Source organism: Asticcacaulis excentricus CB 48, from assembly GCF_000175215.2.
Taxonomy (GTDB): Bacteria; Pseudomonadota; Alphaproteobacteria; order Caulobacterales; family Caulobacteraceae; genus Asticcacaulis; species Asticcacaulis excentricus.
Window position 1 is genome coordinate 1,341,275 of record NC_014816.1, and the last position, 15,477, is coordinate 1,356,751.

Consider the following 15,477-nt stretch of genomic DNA (forward strand, 5'->3'; position numbering starts at 1 on the left):
GACAGCGTATCTTTCACGTCGGCGAAATCCGTTCATCTAACATATTCCGACATGGCTGAAGCCTTTAAATTTTAAGACAAACAGCTTTGTTTTGTAAATGTCTGAAAATCAGGAAGTGTAAAGCTGAAACAAGGCATTTACTGAGTGGTGCGCGGCACAATCGCCCGTCGCCATCAATCGCACGTCTGGGCGTTAGCCATGTTTTTCGTCAGATTGGAAAATTGTGTTATGCGACTGGTGCACTTGGAAGTTTTGCTGAAGCGTGTCTTCTGTGGATAATTGGTCCTGAAGACGGTTTTGAGGCACGTCAGACGTGGATGTCTTGTGCGTTCGCCAAGAGCGCTCTAGTACGGAGGGCGAAAGGTGAGTCCCATGCGTATCCTCCTGACCAATGACGACGGCGTCGAAGCGTATGGCATGACGGTGCTGCGTGAGATCGCGGCGCAACTGTCTGATGACGTATGGGTGTGTGCGCCGCTCTATGAGCAGTCGGGCAAGGGGCGGGGCATTACCCTGCATGATCCGTTGCGAGCCCGCCGTCTGGATGAGCGCACCTTTGCTGTAACCGGCACGCCGACTGACTGCGTGCAGATTGCCGTCAACGACCTGCTCTCTGACCCTCCCGATCTGGTGCTGTCGGGTGTTAACCGAGGCTTTAACCTCGCGCAGGATGTGACCCTGTCTGGCACGGTCGCAGGAGCCTTGCAAGGTATGACGCTGGGCATCCCGTCGATTGCCCTTTCGCAGTGTCTTGACTTCGATCTGGACGTCGAAGCGCAGTGGGAAGCGGCAAAAGCCTACGGCGCGCCAGTTATTTCATCTCTTTTGTCAAAGGGTTGGGCGAATAACCTTATTTTTAATATCAATTTCCCCGACTGTGACGACGAGGCGGTGACGGGCGTGGAAATGACGCGGCAGGGTTTCCGTGATCTGCATGATCTGCACGCCGTCAAGCGGATCGATCCGCGCGGCCGCCCCTATTACTGGCTCGATTTCCACGGTCACGACTGTGAGCTCGTCGACGGCACCGACCTCAAGGCTGTGGCTGAAAACCGTATTTCCGTTACGCCCTTGCATCTGGACCTGACACACTACGAAACGCTGCACGCCTATAAGGGTGTTTTTGGCGGCACGGCCCCCAAGCGTATCCGTACCCCCGACCTCAAGGAGACTGGTCGATGAGCGAGGCCCCTCTGCCGGAAACCCGCATTGAGCGCCTGCTGGCCAGTCTGAAAGCGCAAGGCATTCAGGACGAAAAGCTGCTGCACGCTATGGAATATACTCCGCGCGACCTGTTCGTGCCGGAATTGTTCCTTGACCGTTCGTGGGAGGATTCTGCCATCCCTATCGCGGCGGGGCAGACCATTTCGCAGCCCTATATCGTCGCCCTGATGACGCAGGCCCTGAAGCTGGAAGGCCGCCATCGGGTGCTGGAGATCGGCACGGGGTCCGGCTATCAGACGGCGATCCTGTCGCGCCTGTGCCGCTACGTCTATACTATCGAGCGCTATCGCTCCCTGATGCTGGAGGCTGAAATCCGCCATAAGCGACTGATGATGGAGAACATTATCTATCGCTTTGCCGATGGCTGGGACGGTTGGCCGGAGCAGGCGCCGTTTGACCGTATCCTTGTTACCGCGGCGCTTCCCGACGAACCCCTGCCGCTTTTGGCACAGCTCAAAGTCAAGGGGATCATGGTCGCGCCGCAGGGGCGTGGCTCGGTGCAGCGCCTGCTGCGTTATACGCGCACCCCCGAAGCCTATGAGGTCGAAGATCTCGGCGAGGTGCGCTTTGTGCCGCTGATTGAAGGCGTGGCCAAGGACGCTTAAATCTCAAGATGCAAAAACTGATTGAAGGCGCTCTTTTCATAGTCCGCAAAAGCGTCGCCCTTTGTGAAACCGCAACGACGATAAAGTGTCAGGGCCGGATCGAAGGTGGGCCCGCTGCCGGTTTCAAGACTGAGTCGGGTATAGCCGCGTTGACGCGCAGTACCTATAATGTGTGTAAGTATGCGGGCCCCGACGCCTTGGCGCAGGTGGTCGGGATGGGTGCGCATGGATTTGACTTCCCCCCGTCCCGAACCCAGCGATTTCAGCGCCCCGATACCGGCGACCTGTTCGCCTGACCAGAGGGTCCACACGGTTACTTCAGGCGCTTTCAGGCCACTCAGATCCAGCGCGAAGACATTCCCAGGTGGTGAGTTTTCGTGCATACCGCGCAGGTGCAGTTCCAGAAGAGCCTGCACCCGCGCATCGCTGAGATCGTCCTTGCGTATTTCGAATGCCATGGGCAGATCAGTTTTCATCCTTATACGGACTGGTGCCGCCGCGCGCGATAAAGCGATCCACGGCCTGTTCCATCACCGGTAGGGGCACGGAGCCTAGTTCCAGAACCGTGTCGTGGAAAGCGCGAATATCGAACTTCTCACCGAGCGCCGCTTCGGCCTTGGCGCGGGTCTTCCAGATGGCCATTTCCCCCAGATAGTAGCTGAGCGCCTGACCCGGCCAGGCGATATAGCGATCCACCTCGGTGGTGATTTCGTGCTCAGACAGGGCGGTGTTTTCACGCAGGAAGGTGAGCGCCTGATCGCGGGTCCAGCCCTTGGCGTGCATCCCAGTATCGACCACCAGACGCGCCGCGCGCCACATCTGATAACTCAGCATACCAAAGCGCTCATAGGGCGTCTGGTACATCCCCATTTCGACGCCCAGACGCTCGGAATAAAGCGCCCAGCCTTCGCCATAGGCCGAAATGTACCCGCTTTGGCGGAAGGGTGGCAGGCCCTTGTTTTCCATGGCAAGCGGCATCTGGAAGGCGTGGCCCGGTGCCGATTCGTGCAAGGTCAGGGCCATGACCGAATAGAGCGGGCGCGACGGCAGATTATAGGTATTGACCCAATAGCCACCCGGTCCGCCGCGACCGCTGGTGTAGAAGGGCGCGATTTCCGGAGCCACGGGGATAATCGCAAAGCGCATCCGAGGCAGACGGCCGAAATAGTCGCCGGCCTTACCGTCGAACATTTTGGCGGCCCAGGCCGAGCGGTCCAACAGTTCCTGCGGCGTTTTGGCATAGAATTGCTGATCGGTGCGCAGGAAGGTCAGGAAAGCTTTGAGATCGCCCTTGAAACCGACCTCCTTCATCACCGCGTCCATTTCGCCGCGAATCTTGGCGACCTCATCCAGACCGATCTGGTGAATCTGGTCCGGTGTCAGGGTGAGGGTCGTGTATTCGTAGATTTGGGCCTGATAGAAGTTGCGACCATCCGGCAGGTCGATAGCGGCGATGGAGGTTGTGGCCTTAGGCGTATATTCGCCATTGAGGAAGGTCAGTACGTTCTGGTGCGCGGGAATAACGCTCTTCTGTATGGCCTCAAGGCCCAGCTTTTTCAGTTCGGCCTGTTTGTCGGCCGCAATAGTCGCCGGGAAGTGTTTGAACGGCTTATAGAAGGGGTTGGCCTCGCCCTTGGCCTCAATGACTTGCGTCAGTGAGACATCACGGCCTTGCAGCGAAACACGCGGCAGGGTGAAGCCGCGCTTGAGGCCTGAGCGCATATTGTCGATATTCTGACCGAAATAGCGCGGCATGTCGCCGAGTGTTTTGATATAGTTGCGATAATCGGCCTCAGTGCGCAAGGTGCCGCTGGCGATATAGTTCAGATCAGCCCAGAATGAGGTATCGCCGGCGAGAGGTCGTTCATAGAGTTTATAGACCTGCCCGTTGATCAGGGTTTCGATTTGAAAGCGATAGACGCGGTAATTGTCAGCGTCCTTTTCCGACAGCTTGCTGGTGTCGATCGCATCAAGTTCTTTCAGCACATTCTGCCAATAGGCCAGTTTCTTGTCCTGAGCCGCCTTTGAGACGTCGGGCAGGCCGCCAGTGCGCTGATCGGCGGGCGTGTCCTCATTGGCCGCGGACTGTTTGCCGCGCCATTCCCATTCGGTTTTGTAGATCGTCTCGAACTTTGCCTGCACCGCCGGATCGACCTCAGCCCAGACGGGCAGGGCGGAACTGACGAGAATGACAGACAGGGCGGTGGCGCGCAGAAGGGCTTTCATGAGATCACTCTGTGAGGCGTGGCAATGCCAAAATGTATACCGTATAATTTGAACTTGGCAATCCGAGTTATACCGTAACAGCTAATTAAACCGCACCCGCACTGAGCTCTCAGGCGGCGTAACGCTTAAGGCTTAGATCATGCGTTTCAATGTCCGGTGTCTGGCCGCTGATCAGGTCCGCCAGGAGCTTGCCCGAACCGCACGACATGGTCCAGCCCAGCGTACCGTGGCCGGTATTGAGCCACAGATTGCCAAAGCGCGTCGGGCCGATGATCGGCGTGCCGTCCGGCGTCATCGGGCGCAGGCCCGACCACAGGTTCGGGTGATTGAGGTCACCCGCTCCGCCAAACAGGTCTTCAACGACGTGTTTGAGCGTGTTGAGGCGTGCTTCGGGCAGGTCCTTCGAAAAACCAGCGATCTCGGCCATGCCACCGACGCGGATGCGCGTACCCAGGCGCGTAATGGCCACCTTGTGCGCTTCGTCCATGACGGTTGAAAGGGGCGCACGGGATTGATCAATGATGGACAGGGTCAGAGAATAGCCCTTGACCGGATAGACCGGCACGTCAAGGCCCAGCGGTTGCAGGAAGGCGGGCGTATAGCTGCCCAGAGCCGCCACGAACAGATCGGCCTCGACATCGCCATCGGCGGTCTGCACCGCCTTGATACGTTCGCCCTCGCAGACCAGCCCGCGCAGATCGACGCCATAGCGGAACACCACACCCGCCGCCTCAGCTTTTGCAGACAAGGCATTGGTAAATTTGAAACAATCTCCGGTTTCATCATTGGGCAGACGTAAGCCCCCAACGATCTTGTGACGCGAGGCCGCAAGCCCCGGTTCAGCGGCGACACAGCCGTCCGTATCGAGCAGTTCAAACGGCACACCGCCGTCTTTCAGCACCTGAATATCCTTAGCAAGGCCGTCGATTTGCTTTTGTGTGCGAAAGACCTCCAGCGTGCCTTTTGTGCGTTCATCATAGCGGATGCCGATATCCTGACGCAGGGCCATCAGGCAGTCACGGCTATATTCGGCGACGCGAACCATTCGGCCCTTGTTGCGCTTGTAACTCGCGTTGTTGCAGTTCATCAGCATCTGCCACATCCAGCGCACGGCCTTCGGGTCGAGGTTGGGGCGGATGATCAGCGGGGCGTGGTTCATGAACAGCCAACGCAGCGCCTTTTGCGGGATGCCTGGTGCTGCCCAAGGCGAAGAATAGCCGGGCGAAATCTCTCCGGCATTGGCAAAGGAGGTTTCGAGCGCCGGGCCCGGCTGACGGTCAATGACCGTGACCTCATGCCCGGCCTGACGCAGGTACCAGGCCGAGGTGACGCCAATGACTCCGGCCCCCAGAACGACGATCTTCATGCCTCAGCCCTCCGCAACGATGAGGTGACGGTGATAGCGCGGACCCAGTTGGGTCAGGATTTCGTAAGCGATGGTGCCCGCCGCTTCGGCCACAGCGTCCAGCGACTGATGCGGGCCGATCAGTTCGACAAAATCGCCGGTCTTAAGCGTGCCTTCGGGCAGGGCGTCTATGTCAATAATGATAGAGTCCATCGACACGCGGCCGATAAACGGCAGACGCGTGCCCTTGAAATAGACCGCGCCCTGATCCCCCAGCCGACGTGGCAGACCGTCCGCATACCCGGCCGATAGGGTGGCCAGACGTTTGGGCGCGTCGGTCACTACTGTGCCGCCATACCCAATGCGCGTCCCAGCGGGGACAGTGCGCGTCTGAAGGACGGCCAGATCGAGCGCAATGACCGGCTGCATGGGATTGGGCCGGTCGAGGTGTGGCGCGGCCCCGTACAAGGCAATTCCGGGACGGCACAGATCGGCGTGGTATTCCGCCCCCAGGAATAGCCCACCGGAATTGGCAAAGCACAAAGGTGTATCGGGAAACAGGCGCGAGGCCATTTCAAAGGCTTCGAGTTGCTGGCCATTGGCCGGATTGGCGGGCTCATCGGCACAGGCCAGATGGCTCATCAGATAGTCGATACGCAAGCCCTGAAGACGCTCCTGTGCGGTGGCCAGCGCCTTGAGGTCTTCGGGCATGAAACCTAGCCGCGACATGCCCGTATCAACCTGCAACAGGGCGGGCAGGGTCTGCCCCCTCTGGCGCGCTACGGCAGCCCAGGCGTCGAGCTGTTCGGGGCAGTCGAGGACAGGGATCAGCCGGGCTTCGGCGGCGCGGGCTTCGCTGCCGGGCGTCAGTCCGTTCAACACATAGAGCGCGGCATCTGTGGGCAGATGCGAGCGGAGTTCGAACGCTTCGCGCGTCAGGGCTACGAAGAAATGGCGGCAACCGACGGCGTGCAGCGTGGCGCTCACCGCCTTGACCCCCAGACCATAGGCATCAGCCTTGACCACGGCGCTGACCGGGGTAGGGGCCGCCAACTGACACAGTTTAAGATAGTTGGCTTTCAGAGCGCCAAGATCGACGCGCAAAATTCCGCCCGCGCCGTTTGTCAAAGCCTCATTCGCCAGAGCCTGATCCATGCCGCTATCCTTCCGCCAGTAACGGTGAGATTAACGCAAGGATCGTCGAATGTTCGTGCTATTTGACGTGATTAGTTCATATATGCGTCACATGTCGCAACATTTGTTGGTATTGAGAAAGAATCTGTCATGCGCCCTCTCGATGCGGTGGACCGCAGCCTAATCCGGCTTCTTCGGCTCAACGCGCGGATGAGCAATGCCCGACTGGCCGCCGAAGTGGGACTGTCGCCGTCGGCCTGCCTGCGGCGCATTCAGTTACTAGAAAAGAGTGGCGTCATCCGCGGCTATACGGCCCTGATCGGCGAAGAGGTCGAGGGTGAGCCTATAGCGGTCATTATCCGCATCTCGCTGGAGCGTCAGAGCGAGGGGACGCTGCGACGCTTTGAGGCAGCGGTGCGGCGTTATCCGGAAATCCGGGAATGCCTGCTGATGACCGGGGATGCCGACTATGTGCTGCGCGTTGATATTGCCGACGCGCGCGAATTCGAACGCATCCACACCGAGGTCTTATCGAAGCTCCCCGGCGTGCAGCGTATCCATTCCAGCTTTTCGATCCGCAATGTGCTGGCGCGGGCGGTGTGACTACTTCGGCGGGGTCAGCCGTGCATCGACTGGCGCATTGCGATCCACCGTCAGCCAGCCATCGGGGCCGATCTTCAGTTCGGCCACCTGAATGACGGTGCGCTGGCCGTACTTGGGATCTGAAGCCGCTTCTTGCGCTTTGTATTGATGCACAAAGTAATAGATCAGGGCGCGGCCATTATTGACCACTACGTCGGGGTGCTGGCCTTTGTCATTATCGGTCGCTTGCGTGCCTGGTTGTTCCAGCAGGCGGTTGGGTTGCGGCGTCCAGATCTTCAGATCCTCTGAGCGCAGGACGATAAGCCCTTTCCACACGTCGGCGATCAGCCAGTAATGGCCGCCGAACTGAAACACCTTCGGCCCTTCGGCATTGACATCGATGACCGGATCGGGCTGACGCACCCATGAGGTCAGGTCCCGACTTTCGAGTACAAACAAGCGGCTGCCCCTGCGCTCATCCTTGTACCATAACCGATAGAGGCCATCCTTCTGAAGAACGCTGGCGTCAATTGCGCGGTCGGTCCCCAGATCCAGCCGCTCACCACAGGTCCAGTTTTTGAGGTCCGGGCTGGTCAGGTGAACGATAAAGCGCCCGGCCTTCCAGTCCTTGAAGACACCCGGCACGACCGTCAGCCACATATGATAGGTGCCCTTGTCAGCATAGACTTCCGGAGCCCATAGGGTTTCGCCTGTGCACGACAGCGGGATATCGGCCGTGCCCTGATAGGCCCAGTTCTCGCCGTCCTTTGAGGTCGCTACCCCGATGGGCGTGCCATGCACCCACGACACGTCGCCGTCGGGCGTTTTCAACGTGGCGCGGCGATTGGTATAGAACATCTTCCAGTCTTTGGCCGCGCGGTCGTAGATGATCGACACGTCTGCCGCTCCGTCATAGACCGGGTCGCGGTAGAGGGGCTTGGGCGCGATGTACGACGCCTCGGCTGGGAGCAGGGCGGCACAGCCCCCCAGCGACAGGCTTAGAAGGGCGAGGCTGAGGCGCGTTTTCATCGGACGTTTCCCTTGGCTATTTGTCCGACTTATAGAGCAATTTCGTTCAATTCCAAGCGCTATCGCGCATAAGAAACGCCTGCCGAGCGGGTCGGCAGGCGTCACAGTCCCCCAGAAGCGTTTACACCGTCCACTCGCCGCCCAAAGCGCGTATCAGGCGCACGGTTGCCTGATACTGCTGGGCGCGGACCTGAAGGTCCTGACGGCGGATACGCAGGTAGGAGCGCTGGGCATCGAGCACCTCAAGTTGTGAGACATAGCCGTGTTTGTAGCGCGCGTGCGACAAGTCTAGCGCCCGGCGCGCCGCCGCCAGACCGGTGGCCTGAGTCTCGGCTTCGCTGGACAGGCCTTCAATGTCCGAGAGGGCGTTTTCGACGTCGCCAAAGGCCAGCAGAACCGACTGACGATACTGCGCAAAGGCGATGGCCAGATCGCCCTGCGCCAGTTCGATGCCGGCCTTGCGTTGTCCGCCGTCGAAAATCGCCTGAGCGACAATTGCCGTGACCGACCAGTTGCGCGCGCTATCAGAGAAGACGTCCGACAACTCATTCGACGCGCCCCCGGCAGAGGCGGTCAGGCTGAGGCGCGGGAACCACGCGGCTTTGGCGATGCCGACGCGCTTTTGGGCTGCCTGCATGATCTTTTCGGCGGCGGTGACGTCCGGGCGACGCGTCAGAAGCTCAGACGGCAGCCCCGCCGGGATCAGCGGCACGGCCCCGGCCCAGGGTTGCGTTTCCCACGCCTTGGCCTCGACGCGGAAGGTCGAAGGCAGGTCGCCAACCAGCAGACCCAGGGCGTTTTCCACCTGCGCACGCTGGCGGTCGAGCGCCTTCAGTTCGGCCTCGGTCGTGGCAACTTCGGTTTGCAGACGCACGACATCGAGTTCGGCGACTTCACCGGCTGCGTAGCGGTTTTGCGTGACGCTGAGCGTGCCCTGATAGGCCTCTAGCGTTTCGGCCACGATGGCACGGTCTTCATCCAGGGCGCGCAGGGCGAAATAGGTCTCGGCCACCGCACCCTGAACGAGCAGTTGCGCCCATTTCGCATTGTCTTCGGCGGCGGTGGCATCGAGCGTCGCCGCTTGCGTCGCCTTCAAGAGGCGCCCGGACAAATCGACCTCGTAACCGAGATCGAGACCGGCCGCGTGCAGGGTTGAGGCCTTGGGCGACTGACCCGTTTGCGAGGCGCGCGACGATTGCAGCCCGGCGCTGACCTGCGGCAACTGCACGGCGCGGGCCTGACGGATCAGGGCGCGGGCCTGCTGTACGCGGGCGGCAGCGATGGCCACATCCGTATTGTGGGTCATGGCGCGCGCTTCGAGATCGTCGAGCGCCGGGTCACTGAAGATCAGCCAGAAGGCGTCGGCCCTTTGGGCCAGAGGCGGCGTGGTGGTCTCGTTCGTGGCCGGGGCCTTGAAGGCCGCCGGTGGGGTGAGGCCTGCATCCTTCGCCAGGGGTTCGCCAGCGCAGCCCGTCAGAAGCAGGGCTGCAAAACTTAAGGGTATCAGATGTTTATATCGAGACATTAATGTGCCTCCGGATGTGAGTTCAGTGTGGGGGTGCTCGGCGCGGGGTCGATCCCTTCGTGGCTGGACTCATCGGGGTGGGTGTGAGCCTTGAGCGGACGGTTGCCGGTCAGGGCGCGCAGGGTGACGTAGAAGACGGGCGTCAGGAACAGGCCGAAAATGGTGGCTCCGATCATGCCGGCAAAGACGGCGACACCCATGGCGTGGCGCATTTCCGAACCGGCCCCGTGCGCCAGCACGAGAGGCAGGACGCCCATGATGAAGGCGATGGAGGTCATCAGGATCGGGCGCAGACGCAGGCGGCTGGCCTCGATAGCGGCCTGTAGAGGTTTGTGTCCGGCCAGTTCCAGCTCGCGGGCAAATTCCACGATCAGGATGGCGTTCTTGGCCGACAACCCCACCAGAACGAACAGGCCGATCTGAGTGAAGATGTTGTTGTCGCCGCCCGAAATCCACACGCCGGTGATAGCGGCCAGGAGGCCCATCGGGACGATCAGAAGGATCGACAGCGGCAGGACCAGACTTTCATACTGCGCCGCCAGTACGAGGAAGACGAGCAGGATGACCAGCGGGAAGATGATGGCTGAGGAGTCACCGGCCAAAATCTGCTGATAGGTAAGGTCGGTCCATTCGTACTCAATCCCCGGCGGCAGGACTTCGGCAGCGATTTTGGCGGCGGCCGCTTCCGCCTGACCGGAGGAGAAGCCGGGGGCGGGGCCACCATTGATGTCGGCGGCCAGATAGCCGTTATAGCGGGTAGCATTCACCGGCCCAAAGGATGGCTCGACCTTCAGAAGCGCCGACAGGGGGATCATCTCGCCGCTGCCTGAGCGTACCTTGAGCTGACCAATGTCTTCCGGGCGGGCGCGATAGGGCGCATCGGCCTGAAGACGGACCGAGTAGGTCCGGCCGAACTTGTTGAAGTCGTTGACATACATCGAGCCCAGATAAATCTGCATGGTGTCGAAGACATCCTGGACATTGACACCAAGCTGACGGGCCTTGACGCGATCAATGTCGGCATAGACCTGCGGCACATTGATCTGATAGTTGGAGAAGACCCCGGCCAGTTCCTTGGTTTGATAGGCCTTGGCGACAAAGGCCTTGGTGGCCTGATCGAGCGCTTCGGGCCCAAGCGCGCCGCGATCCTGAAGCTGAAGCTTGAAGCCACCCGTGGTGCCGAGGCCGAGAATCGGCGGCGGTGGGAAGACGACGACATAGGCGTCACCAATGCCCAGAAATTTCTGGTTCAGCGCACCGGCAATGGTGCCGGCGTCGAGATGGTTTTTGCCGCGTTCCTCAAAAGAGTCGAGCGCCAGAAACACCACCGCGGAGTTGGACGCCAGGGTAAAACCGTTGATCGACAGTCCGGGGAAGGCCAGGGCGTCCTTAACGCCGTCCTGCTTCATGGCGATATCGGTCATGGCGCGTGACGCGGCCTCGGTGCGGTCGAGCGTAGCGCCGTCGGGAAGCTGGACCATACCAACCAGATACTGCTTATCCTGCGCCGGGATAAAGCCGGTGGGGACGGTCTTGAACACGAACATGGTGGCCAGCACCAGCACCGCATAGACGCCCAGCATCATGGCCTTGCGCGAAATGATGCCGCCCAGACCTTTGCCGTAGTTTTCTGACGAACGATGGAAGAAGCGGTTGAACAGGCGGAAGAAGCCGCCCAGCCAGCGGTCCATGAAGCGCGTCAGGACGTCCTTCTTGGCGTGATGATCCTTGAGCAGGAGTGCCGCCAGAGCTGGGGACAGGGTGAGCGAGTTGATGGCCGAAATGACAGTCGAAATGGCGATGGTCAGCGAGAACTGACGATAGAACTGACCCGACAGGCCGGTGATGAAGGCCAGCGGCACGAAGACCGCGGCCAGTACCAGGGCGATAGCGATGATGGGACCGGAGACTTCGCGCATGGCCTGATAGGTGGCCTCCTTGGGCGATTTACCGGCTTCGATATTGCGCTCGACGTTTTCGACGACGACTATGGCATCATCGACGACGATGCCGATGGCCAGAACGAGGCCGAACAAAGTCAGGGCATTGATCGAGAAGCCAAAGGCGTGCATCACCGCGAAGGTGCCTATGACGGACACGGGCACGGCCAGCAGCGGGATGATCGAGGCGCGCCAAGTCTGAAGGAAGACGATGACGACGATCACCACCAGCAGGATGGCTTCGAGCAGGGTGTGGATCACCGAGTCGATGGATTCCTGCACATATTCGGTCGTGTCGTAGGCGATGCGGTATTCGACGCCTTCGGGCATGGTCTTCTGAAGTTCGGCCATCGCCTTTTTGACGTCGGCAGACACTTTCAGCGAATTGGCCCCGGCCTGTTCAAAGATGGGGATTCCGACGGCCTTCTGATTGTTCAGCAGCGAGCGCAGCGAATAGTCCGCGGCCCCCAGCTCGACGCGGGCCACGTCCCCCAGATAGGTGACAGCACCGTTATCTGAGCGGACAATGATGTTGCGGAAGTCCTCTTCGGTCTTCAGGCGACCCTGCGCATTGACCGACATCTGAAGCGTGATGTCAGGCTGTCCGGGCGAGGCCCCGACGATACCGGCGGCGGCCTGCACGTTTTCGCCGCGCACGGCATTGGCGACGTCCGACGCCGACAGGCCGCGTTCGGCGACCTTTTGCGGGTCGAGCCAGATGCGCATGGAATATTCGCCGCCGCCGAACATCTGGATCGGGGCGACGCCTTCGATCTTTTGCAGGCGGTCCTTGACGTGGATCAGGGCGTAGTTGCGCAGATAGTTTTCGTCATAACGCCCATTAGGCGAGACAAGGTGCACCACCAGCGGCAGGGAGGACTGGCTCTTTTGCGTGGTGACGCCCAGCGCCCGCACGTCTGAGGGCAGGCGAGCCTCGGCCTGAGACACGCGGTTTTGCACCATCTGCTGGGCCAGGTCCGGATTGGTGCCCAACTTGAAGGTGAGGGTCAGGGTCATCTGTCCGTCGGAGGTCGAGGCCGAGGACATGTAGATCATGTCTTCGGTGCCGGTGAGGGCTTCTTCGATGGGGGTAGCGACGGTTTCAGCGATGACGGCGGGGCTCGCCCCCGGATAAACGGCGCGCACCACCACCTGCGGCGGCACGACTTCTGGGTATTCGGAGACGGGCAGGGTGCGCAGGCTGAGAAGCCCGAACACCACGATAAGCAGCGACAGCACACCGGCGAAGATCGGCCTGTCGATGAAGAATTTTGAGAGGTTCATGGGTGGCCCTTTGGGCAGCATGAGGTTGAGAATCCCTCTCTTCCCTACGAAGTGGGAAGGTTGCAGCCCTCAGGGCTGACGAAGGGAGATTTGAAGCGGCTATCGGCGACGAAGCGATGAAATTCCCCTCCCATCGCGGCACGACAGGGAGGAGATTTTTACGCGTTCGGCTTTGGCGTGGCATCGATGACCGGGCGGGCGGCGATCAGTTGTGGCGCGACGACCGTACCCGGCCGCAGGGCCTGAAGACCCGATATCACCACGCGATCACCGGGTCTCAGGCCCGCCGTGACCACCTTGTGACCATCGATCGTGCCGCCCAGTTGGACCTCGCGGTATTCCACCGCATTGCCCTTGCCCACCACATAGACGAAGCGCTTGGACTGATCGGTGCCAATGGCCACTTCGTTGATGAGGATGGCCGGCTTGGCCGTGGCCTCCCCCAGCTTAACGCGCACAAATTGACCCGGGATCAGCTTGCCATCGGTATTGGCGAAGACGGCACGGGCGCGCACGGTGCCGGACTGACTGTCGAATTGATTGTCGATCAGTTGCAGGTGCCCGCTCAGCGGTTCGGAACCGTTGTCCAGCTCCAGCTTCACCGGCACCTTGCCGAATTCGGCGCCGTTGAGATCGGCCAGCGTGCGGTTGATCACCTCTTCATTGGCGTCGAAGCTGGCATAGATGGGGGAGACCGACACCAAGGTCGTCAGTACGGCTGAACCGGGGCCGGAGGCGATCAGATTGCCCTGCGTGATTTCGATCTTACCGACGCGGCCAGAAACCGGCGCCCGCACCTGAGTGTAAGACAGGTTGAGATTGGCCGATTGCAGCACGGCTTGCGCGGCGGCGAGGTCTGCTTCGGCGCTGCGCAGGGCATTAATGCGGGTTTCGGCCTCAGACTGCGAGATGGCGCGCTCGTTCAGCAGGCGTTCGGCGCGGCTGTTTTCCGAGCGTGCCAGCGTCAGGCGCGCTTCGGCGGCCTGCACCTGTGCACGGGCGCGGGCGACCTCAGCGGCGTAGGGGGCCGGGTCGATGGTGACCAGAAGCTGGCCTTCCCTGACGAAAGCCCCTTCGCGGAAATGGATGGCCTTTACCGCCCCGGACACGCGTGAGCGGATTTCAACGCGCTCGACGGCTTCCAGACGGCCAGAGAAGGAGTCCCAGCCGCTGACGGTCTGTTCTTCGATAAGGGCGACCTTGACGGGAATAGCCTGCGGGGCGGCGGCGGTGGCCTGAGCGTCGGCTTTGGAGGTCAGGGCGTAGATACCGAAGGCCCCCACGCTCAGGGTGGCGATGGCGGCGGCGGTCAGGAGCGCCTGACGCGGCGCGCGCCGGTAAAGGTCGGACGGGGTCAACATGCGGGTCACCTTTGGGGAGAAAGGGAAAAGAAAGGGAAGCGGCACCGGGAACAGCCCTTGAACCGGAGCCGCAGACATCCATTTATGTACTGTTTCGCAAATTAATAGAGGCTTTGCCAAATTTTTGTGCGAATTGGTACAAAAAATTGTCAGTAGTCGCGAAAGCGTGACGAAATCTTAGAGCAGAATGATTTCTACTGGAATCGTTCCGCTCAAGCCGCCATTGAGGCGGCGGCCAAGGTGGCGAAGCCACCGCCCGGCGAGGGGCTAAACAAAAACCTGGATCATTATGTTTCTACCAGAAATCATAATGATCCAGCGTTTAGATAGGCAGATATGACATCTGCGTGTCGGGGACTGGCAGCAGGGAAGCGGACACGCTACATAGGGGGCAGTAAAGGGAGTAATCGTGTTGCCATGGTGCACCAGCCTTACGAGACGCTGATCCATAAGAGCGAGGCCGTAGATGCCGACGCTATGGTGCTGGGTCTGCCCGATGTCTGCGGCGATCAGGCGCTGGAGGCGAGCGCCTGCTGTAAGCGTCCGCGTGGTCGCCCGCGCGCCTACGACCCTGATCTCGTGCTGAAAAAGGCCTTGCATGTGTTCTGGCAAAAAGGCTTTGCCGCGACCTCTCTTGACGATCTGGTCGAAGCGACGGGCGTCAACCGCCCTAGCCTCTATGCCGGGTTTGGGGATAAGGAAGCCCTCTATCTCAAATCTATGCAAAGTTATCGTCAACGTATCAGCGAGCAACTGGATACGGTGCTGAGTTGCAAGGGTCAGGGCGACAGTCTGGTGACCATTGTCGGGCGCTATTTCGACATCATGATCGGTACCTATACTGGTCAGAGCGAACATCCTTTGGGATGTGCCTTTATGTGTACGGCGCTCAACGAAGCGCCGCAGCACGAGTCGATCCTGGAGATGTTGCAAAACACTATCGAAGAGTTCGATGTCCGTTTTGAGCGTTTCTTTACCGATGCCCAAACCTACGGCTGCCTAACCACTAATCATGACCCGAAGGCGCTGGCCCAGATGGTCGGCGGTATTACCGCAAATCTAGGGGTGCGCGCCCGCGCTGGGGCTTCGGCCGACGAATTGCGCCAGATTGCCGGAAATATGACGCAGATACTGTTTGGGTAATGACTAGATCATTATGATTTCTGGTAGAAACATAATGATCTAGATTTTGTCTAGCCCCTCGCCGGGCGGTGGCTTGCGC

Annotated in this window: 12 protein-coding genes; 4 read left to right on the plus strand and 8 right to left on the minus strand. The window is 60.2% G+C overall.

Annotated features, from left to right (window positions below; translation table 11 throughout):
• Nucleotides 1–372: 372 nt before the first annotated feature.
• On the plus strand, nucleotides 373–1,182 hold the full coding sequence (gene surE / locus ASTEX_RS06305) for a 5'/3'-nucleotidase SurE (protein WP_013478775.1): 810 nt from the start codon (nucleotides 373–375) through the stop codon (nucleotides 1,180–1,182).
• Complete coding sequence (locus ASTEX_RS06310) at nucleotides 1,179–1,829, plus strand: protein-L-isoaspartate(D-aspartate) O-methyltransferase (RefSeq protein WP_013478776.1); 651 nt, start codon at nucleotides 1,179–1,181, stop codon at nucleotides 1,827–1,829. The genes surE and ASTEX_RS06310 overlap by 4 nt, the downstream gene beginning before the upstream one ends.
• On the opposite strand, the gene ASTEX_RS06315 is transcribed toward ASTEX_RS06310, so the two are convergent.
• The 4 genes from ASTEX_RS06315 to alr form a co-directional block, all read right to left on the minus strand.
• Nucleotides 1,826–2,287 carry a GNAT family N-acetyltransferase gene (locus tag ASTEX_RS06315; RefSeq protein ID WP_013478777.1) on the minus strand — a complete coding sequence of 154 codons (462 nt, stop codon included), beginning with the start codon at nucleotides 2,285–2,287 and terminating at the stop codon, nucleotides 1,826–1,828. The genes ASTEX_RS06310 and ASTEX_RS06315 overlap by 4 nt on opposite strands.
• Nucleotides 2,288–2,294: 7 nt before the next feature.
• Nucleotides 2,295–4,055, minus strand: coding sequence for a DUF885 domain-containing protein (locus ASTEX_RS06320; protein ID WP_013478778.1), 1,761 nt, complete (start codon nucleotides 4,053–4,055; stop codon nucleotides 2,295–2,297).
• 109 nt (nucleotides 4,056–4,164) lie between these two features.
• Nucleotides 4,165–5,421: a D-amino acid dehydrogenase gene (locus tag ASTEX_RS06325; protein ID WP_013478779.1), complete on the minus strand. Its 1,257-nt coding sequence runs from the start codon at nucleotides 5,419–5,421 to the stop codon at nucleotides 4,165–4,167.
• Nucleotides 5,422–5,424: 3 nt separating this feature from the next.
• Nucleotides 5,425–6,555, minus strand: a complete 1,131-nt coding sequence (alr, locus tag ASTEX_RS06330) for an alanine racemase (RefSeq protein WP_013478780.1) — start codon at nucleotides 6,553–6,555, stop codon at nucleotides 5,425–5,427.
• A 129-nt stretch (nucleotides 6,556–6,684) separates the two neighbouring features.
• Between alr and ASTEX_RS06335 the strand changes: the two genes are divergently transcribed.
• Nucleotides 6,685–7,137: an Lrp/AsnC family transcriptional regulator gene (locus ASTEX_RS06335; RefSeq protein ID WP_013478781.1), complete on the plus strand. Its 453-nt coding sequence runs from the start codon at nucleotides 6,685–6,687 to the stop codon at nucleotides 7,135–7,137.
• Here the strand turns inward: ASTEX_RS06335 and ASTEX_RS06340 are convergent, their stop codons facing one another.
• The 4 genes from ASTEX_RS06340 to ASTEX_RS06355 all read right to left on the minus strand — a co-directional run bounded on the left by ASTEX_RS06340 (nucleotide 7,138) and on the right by ASTEX_RS06355 (nucleotide 14,255).
• Nucleotides 7,138–8,145, minus strand: coding sequence for a family 43 glycosylhydrolase (locus ASTEX_RS06340; RefSeq protein ID WP_013478782.1), 1,008 nt, complete (start codon nucleotides 8,143–8,145; stop codon nucleotides 7,138–7,140). It abuts the gene before it with no gap.
• Nucleotides 8,146–8,266: 121 nt separating this feature from the next.
• Nucleotides 8,267–9,670, minus strand: coding sequence for an efflux transporter outer membrane subunit (locus tag ASTEX_RS06345; protein WP_013478783.1), 1,404 nt, complete (start codon nucleotides 9,668–9,670; stop codon nucleotides 8,267–8,269).
• Nucleotides 9,670–12,894 (minus strand): efflux RND transporter permease subunit, encoded by a 3,225-nt coding sequence (locus ASTEX_RS06350; protein WP_013478784.1) that lies wholly within the window; start codon nucleotides 12,892–12,894, stop codon nucleotides 9,670–9,672. The genes ASTEX_RS06345 and ASTEX_RS06350 overlap by 1 nt, the downstream gene beginning before the upstream one ends.
• 158 nt (nucleotides 12,895–13,052) lie before the next feature.
• Nucleotides 13,053–14,255 carry an efflux RND transporter periplasmic adaptor subunit gene (locus ASTEX_RS06355; RefSeq protein ID WP_013478785.1) on the minus strand — a complete coding sequence of 401 codons (1,203 nt, stop codon included), beginning with the start codon at nucleotides 14,253–14,255 and terminating at the stop codon, nucleotides 13,053–13,055.
• Between the two features lie 417 nt (nucleotides 14,256–14,672).
• Here ASTEX_RS06355 and ASTEX_RS06360 point away from each other — a divergent pair, with 417 nt between their 5' ends.
• Nucleotides 14,673–15,398 carry a TetR/AcrR family transcriptional regulator gene (locus tag ASTEX_RS06360; RefSeq protein WP_013478786.1) on the plus strand — a complete coding sequence of 242 codons (726 nt, stop codon included), beginning with the start codon at nucleotides 14,673–14,675 and terminating at the stop codon, nucleotides 15,396–15,398.
• The last annotated feature ends 79 nt before the right edge of the window (nucleotides 15,399–15,477 follow it).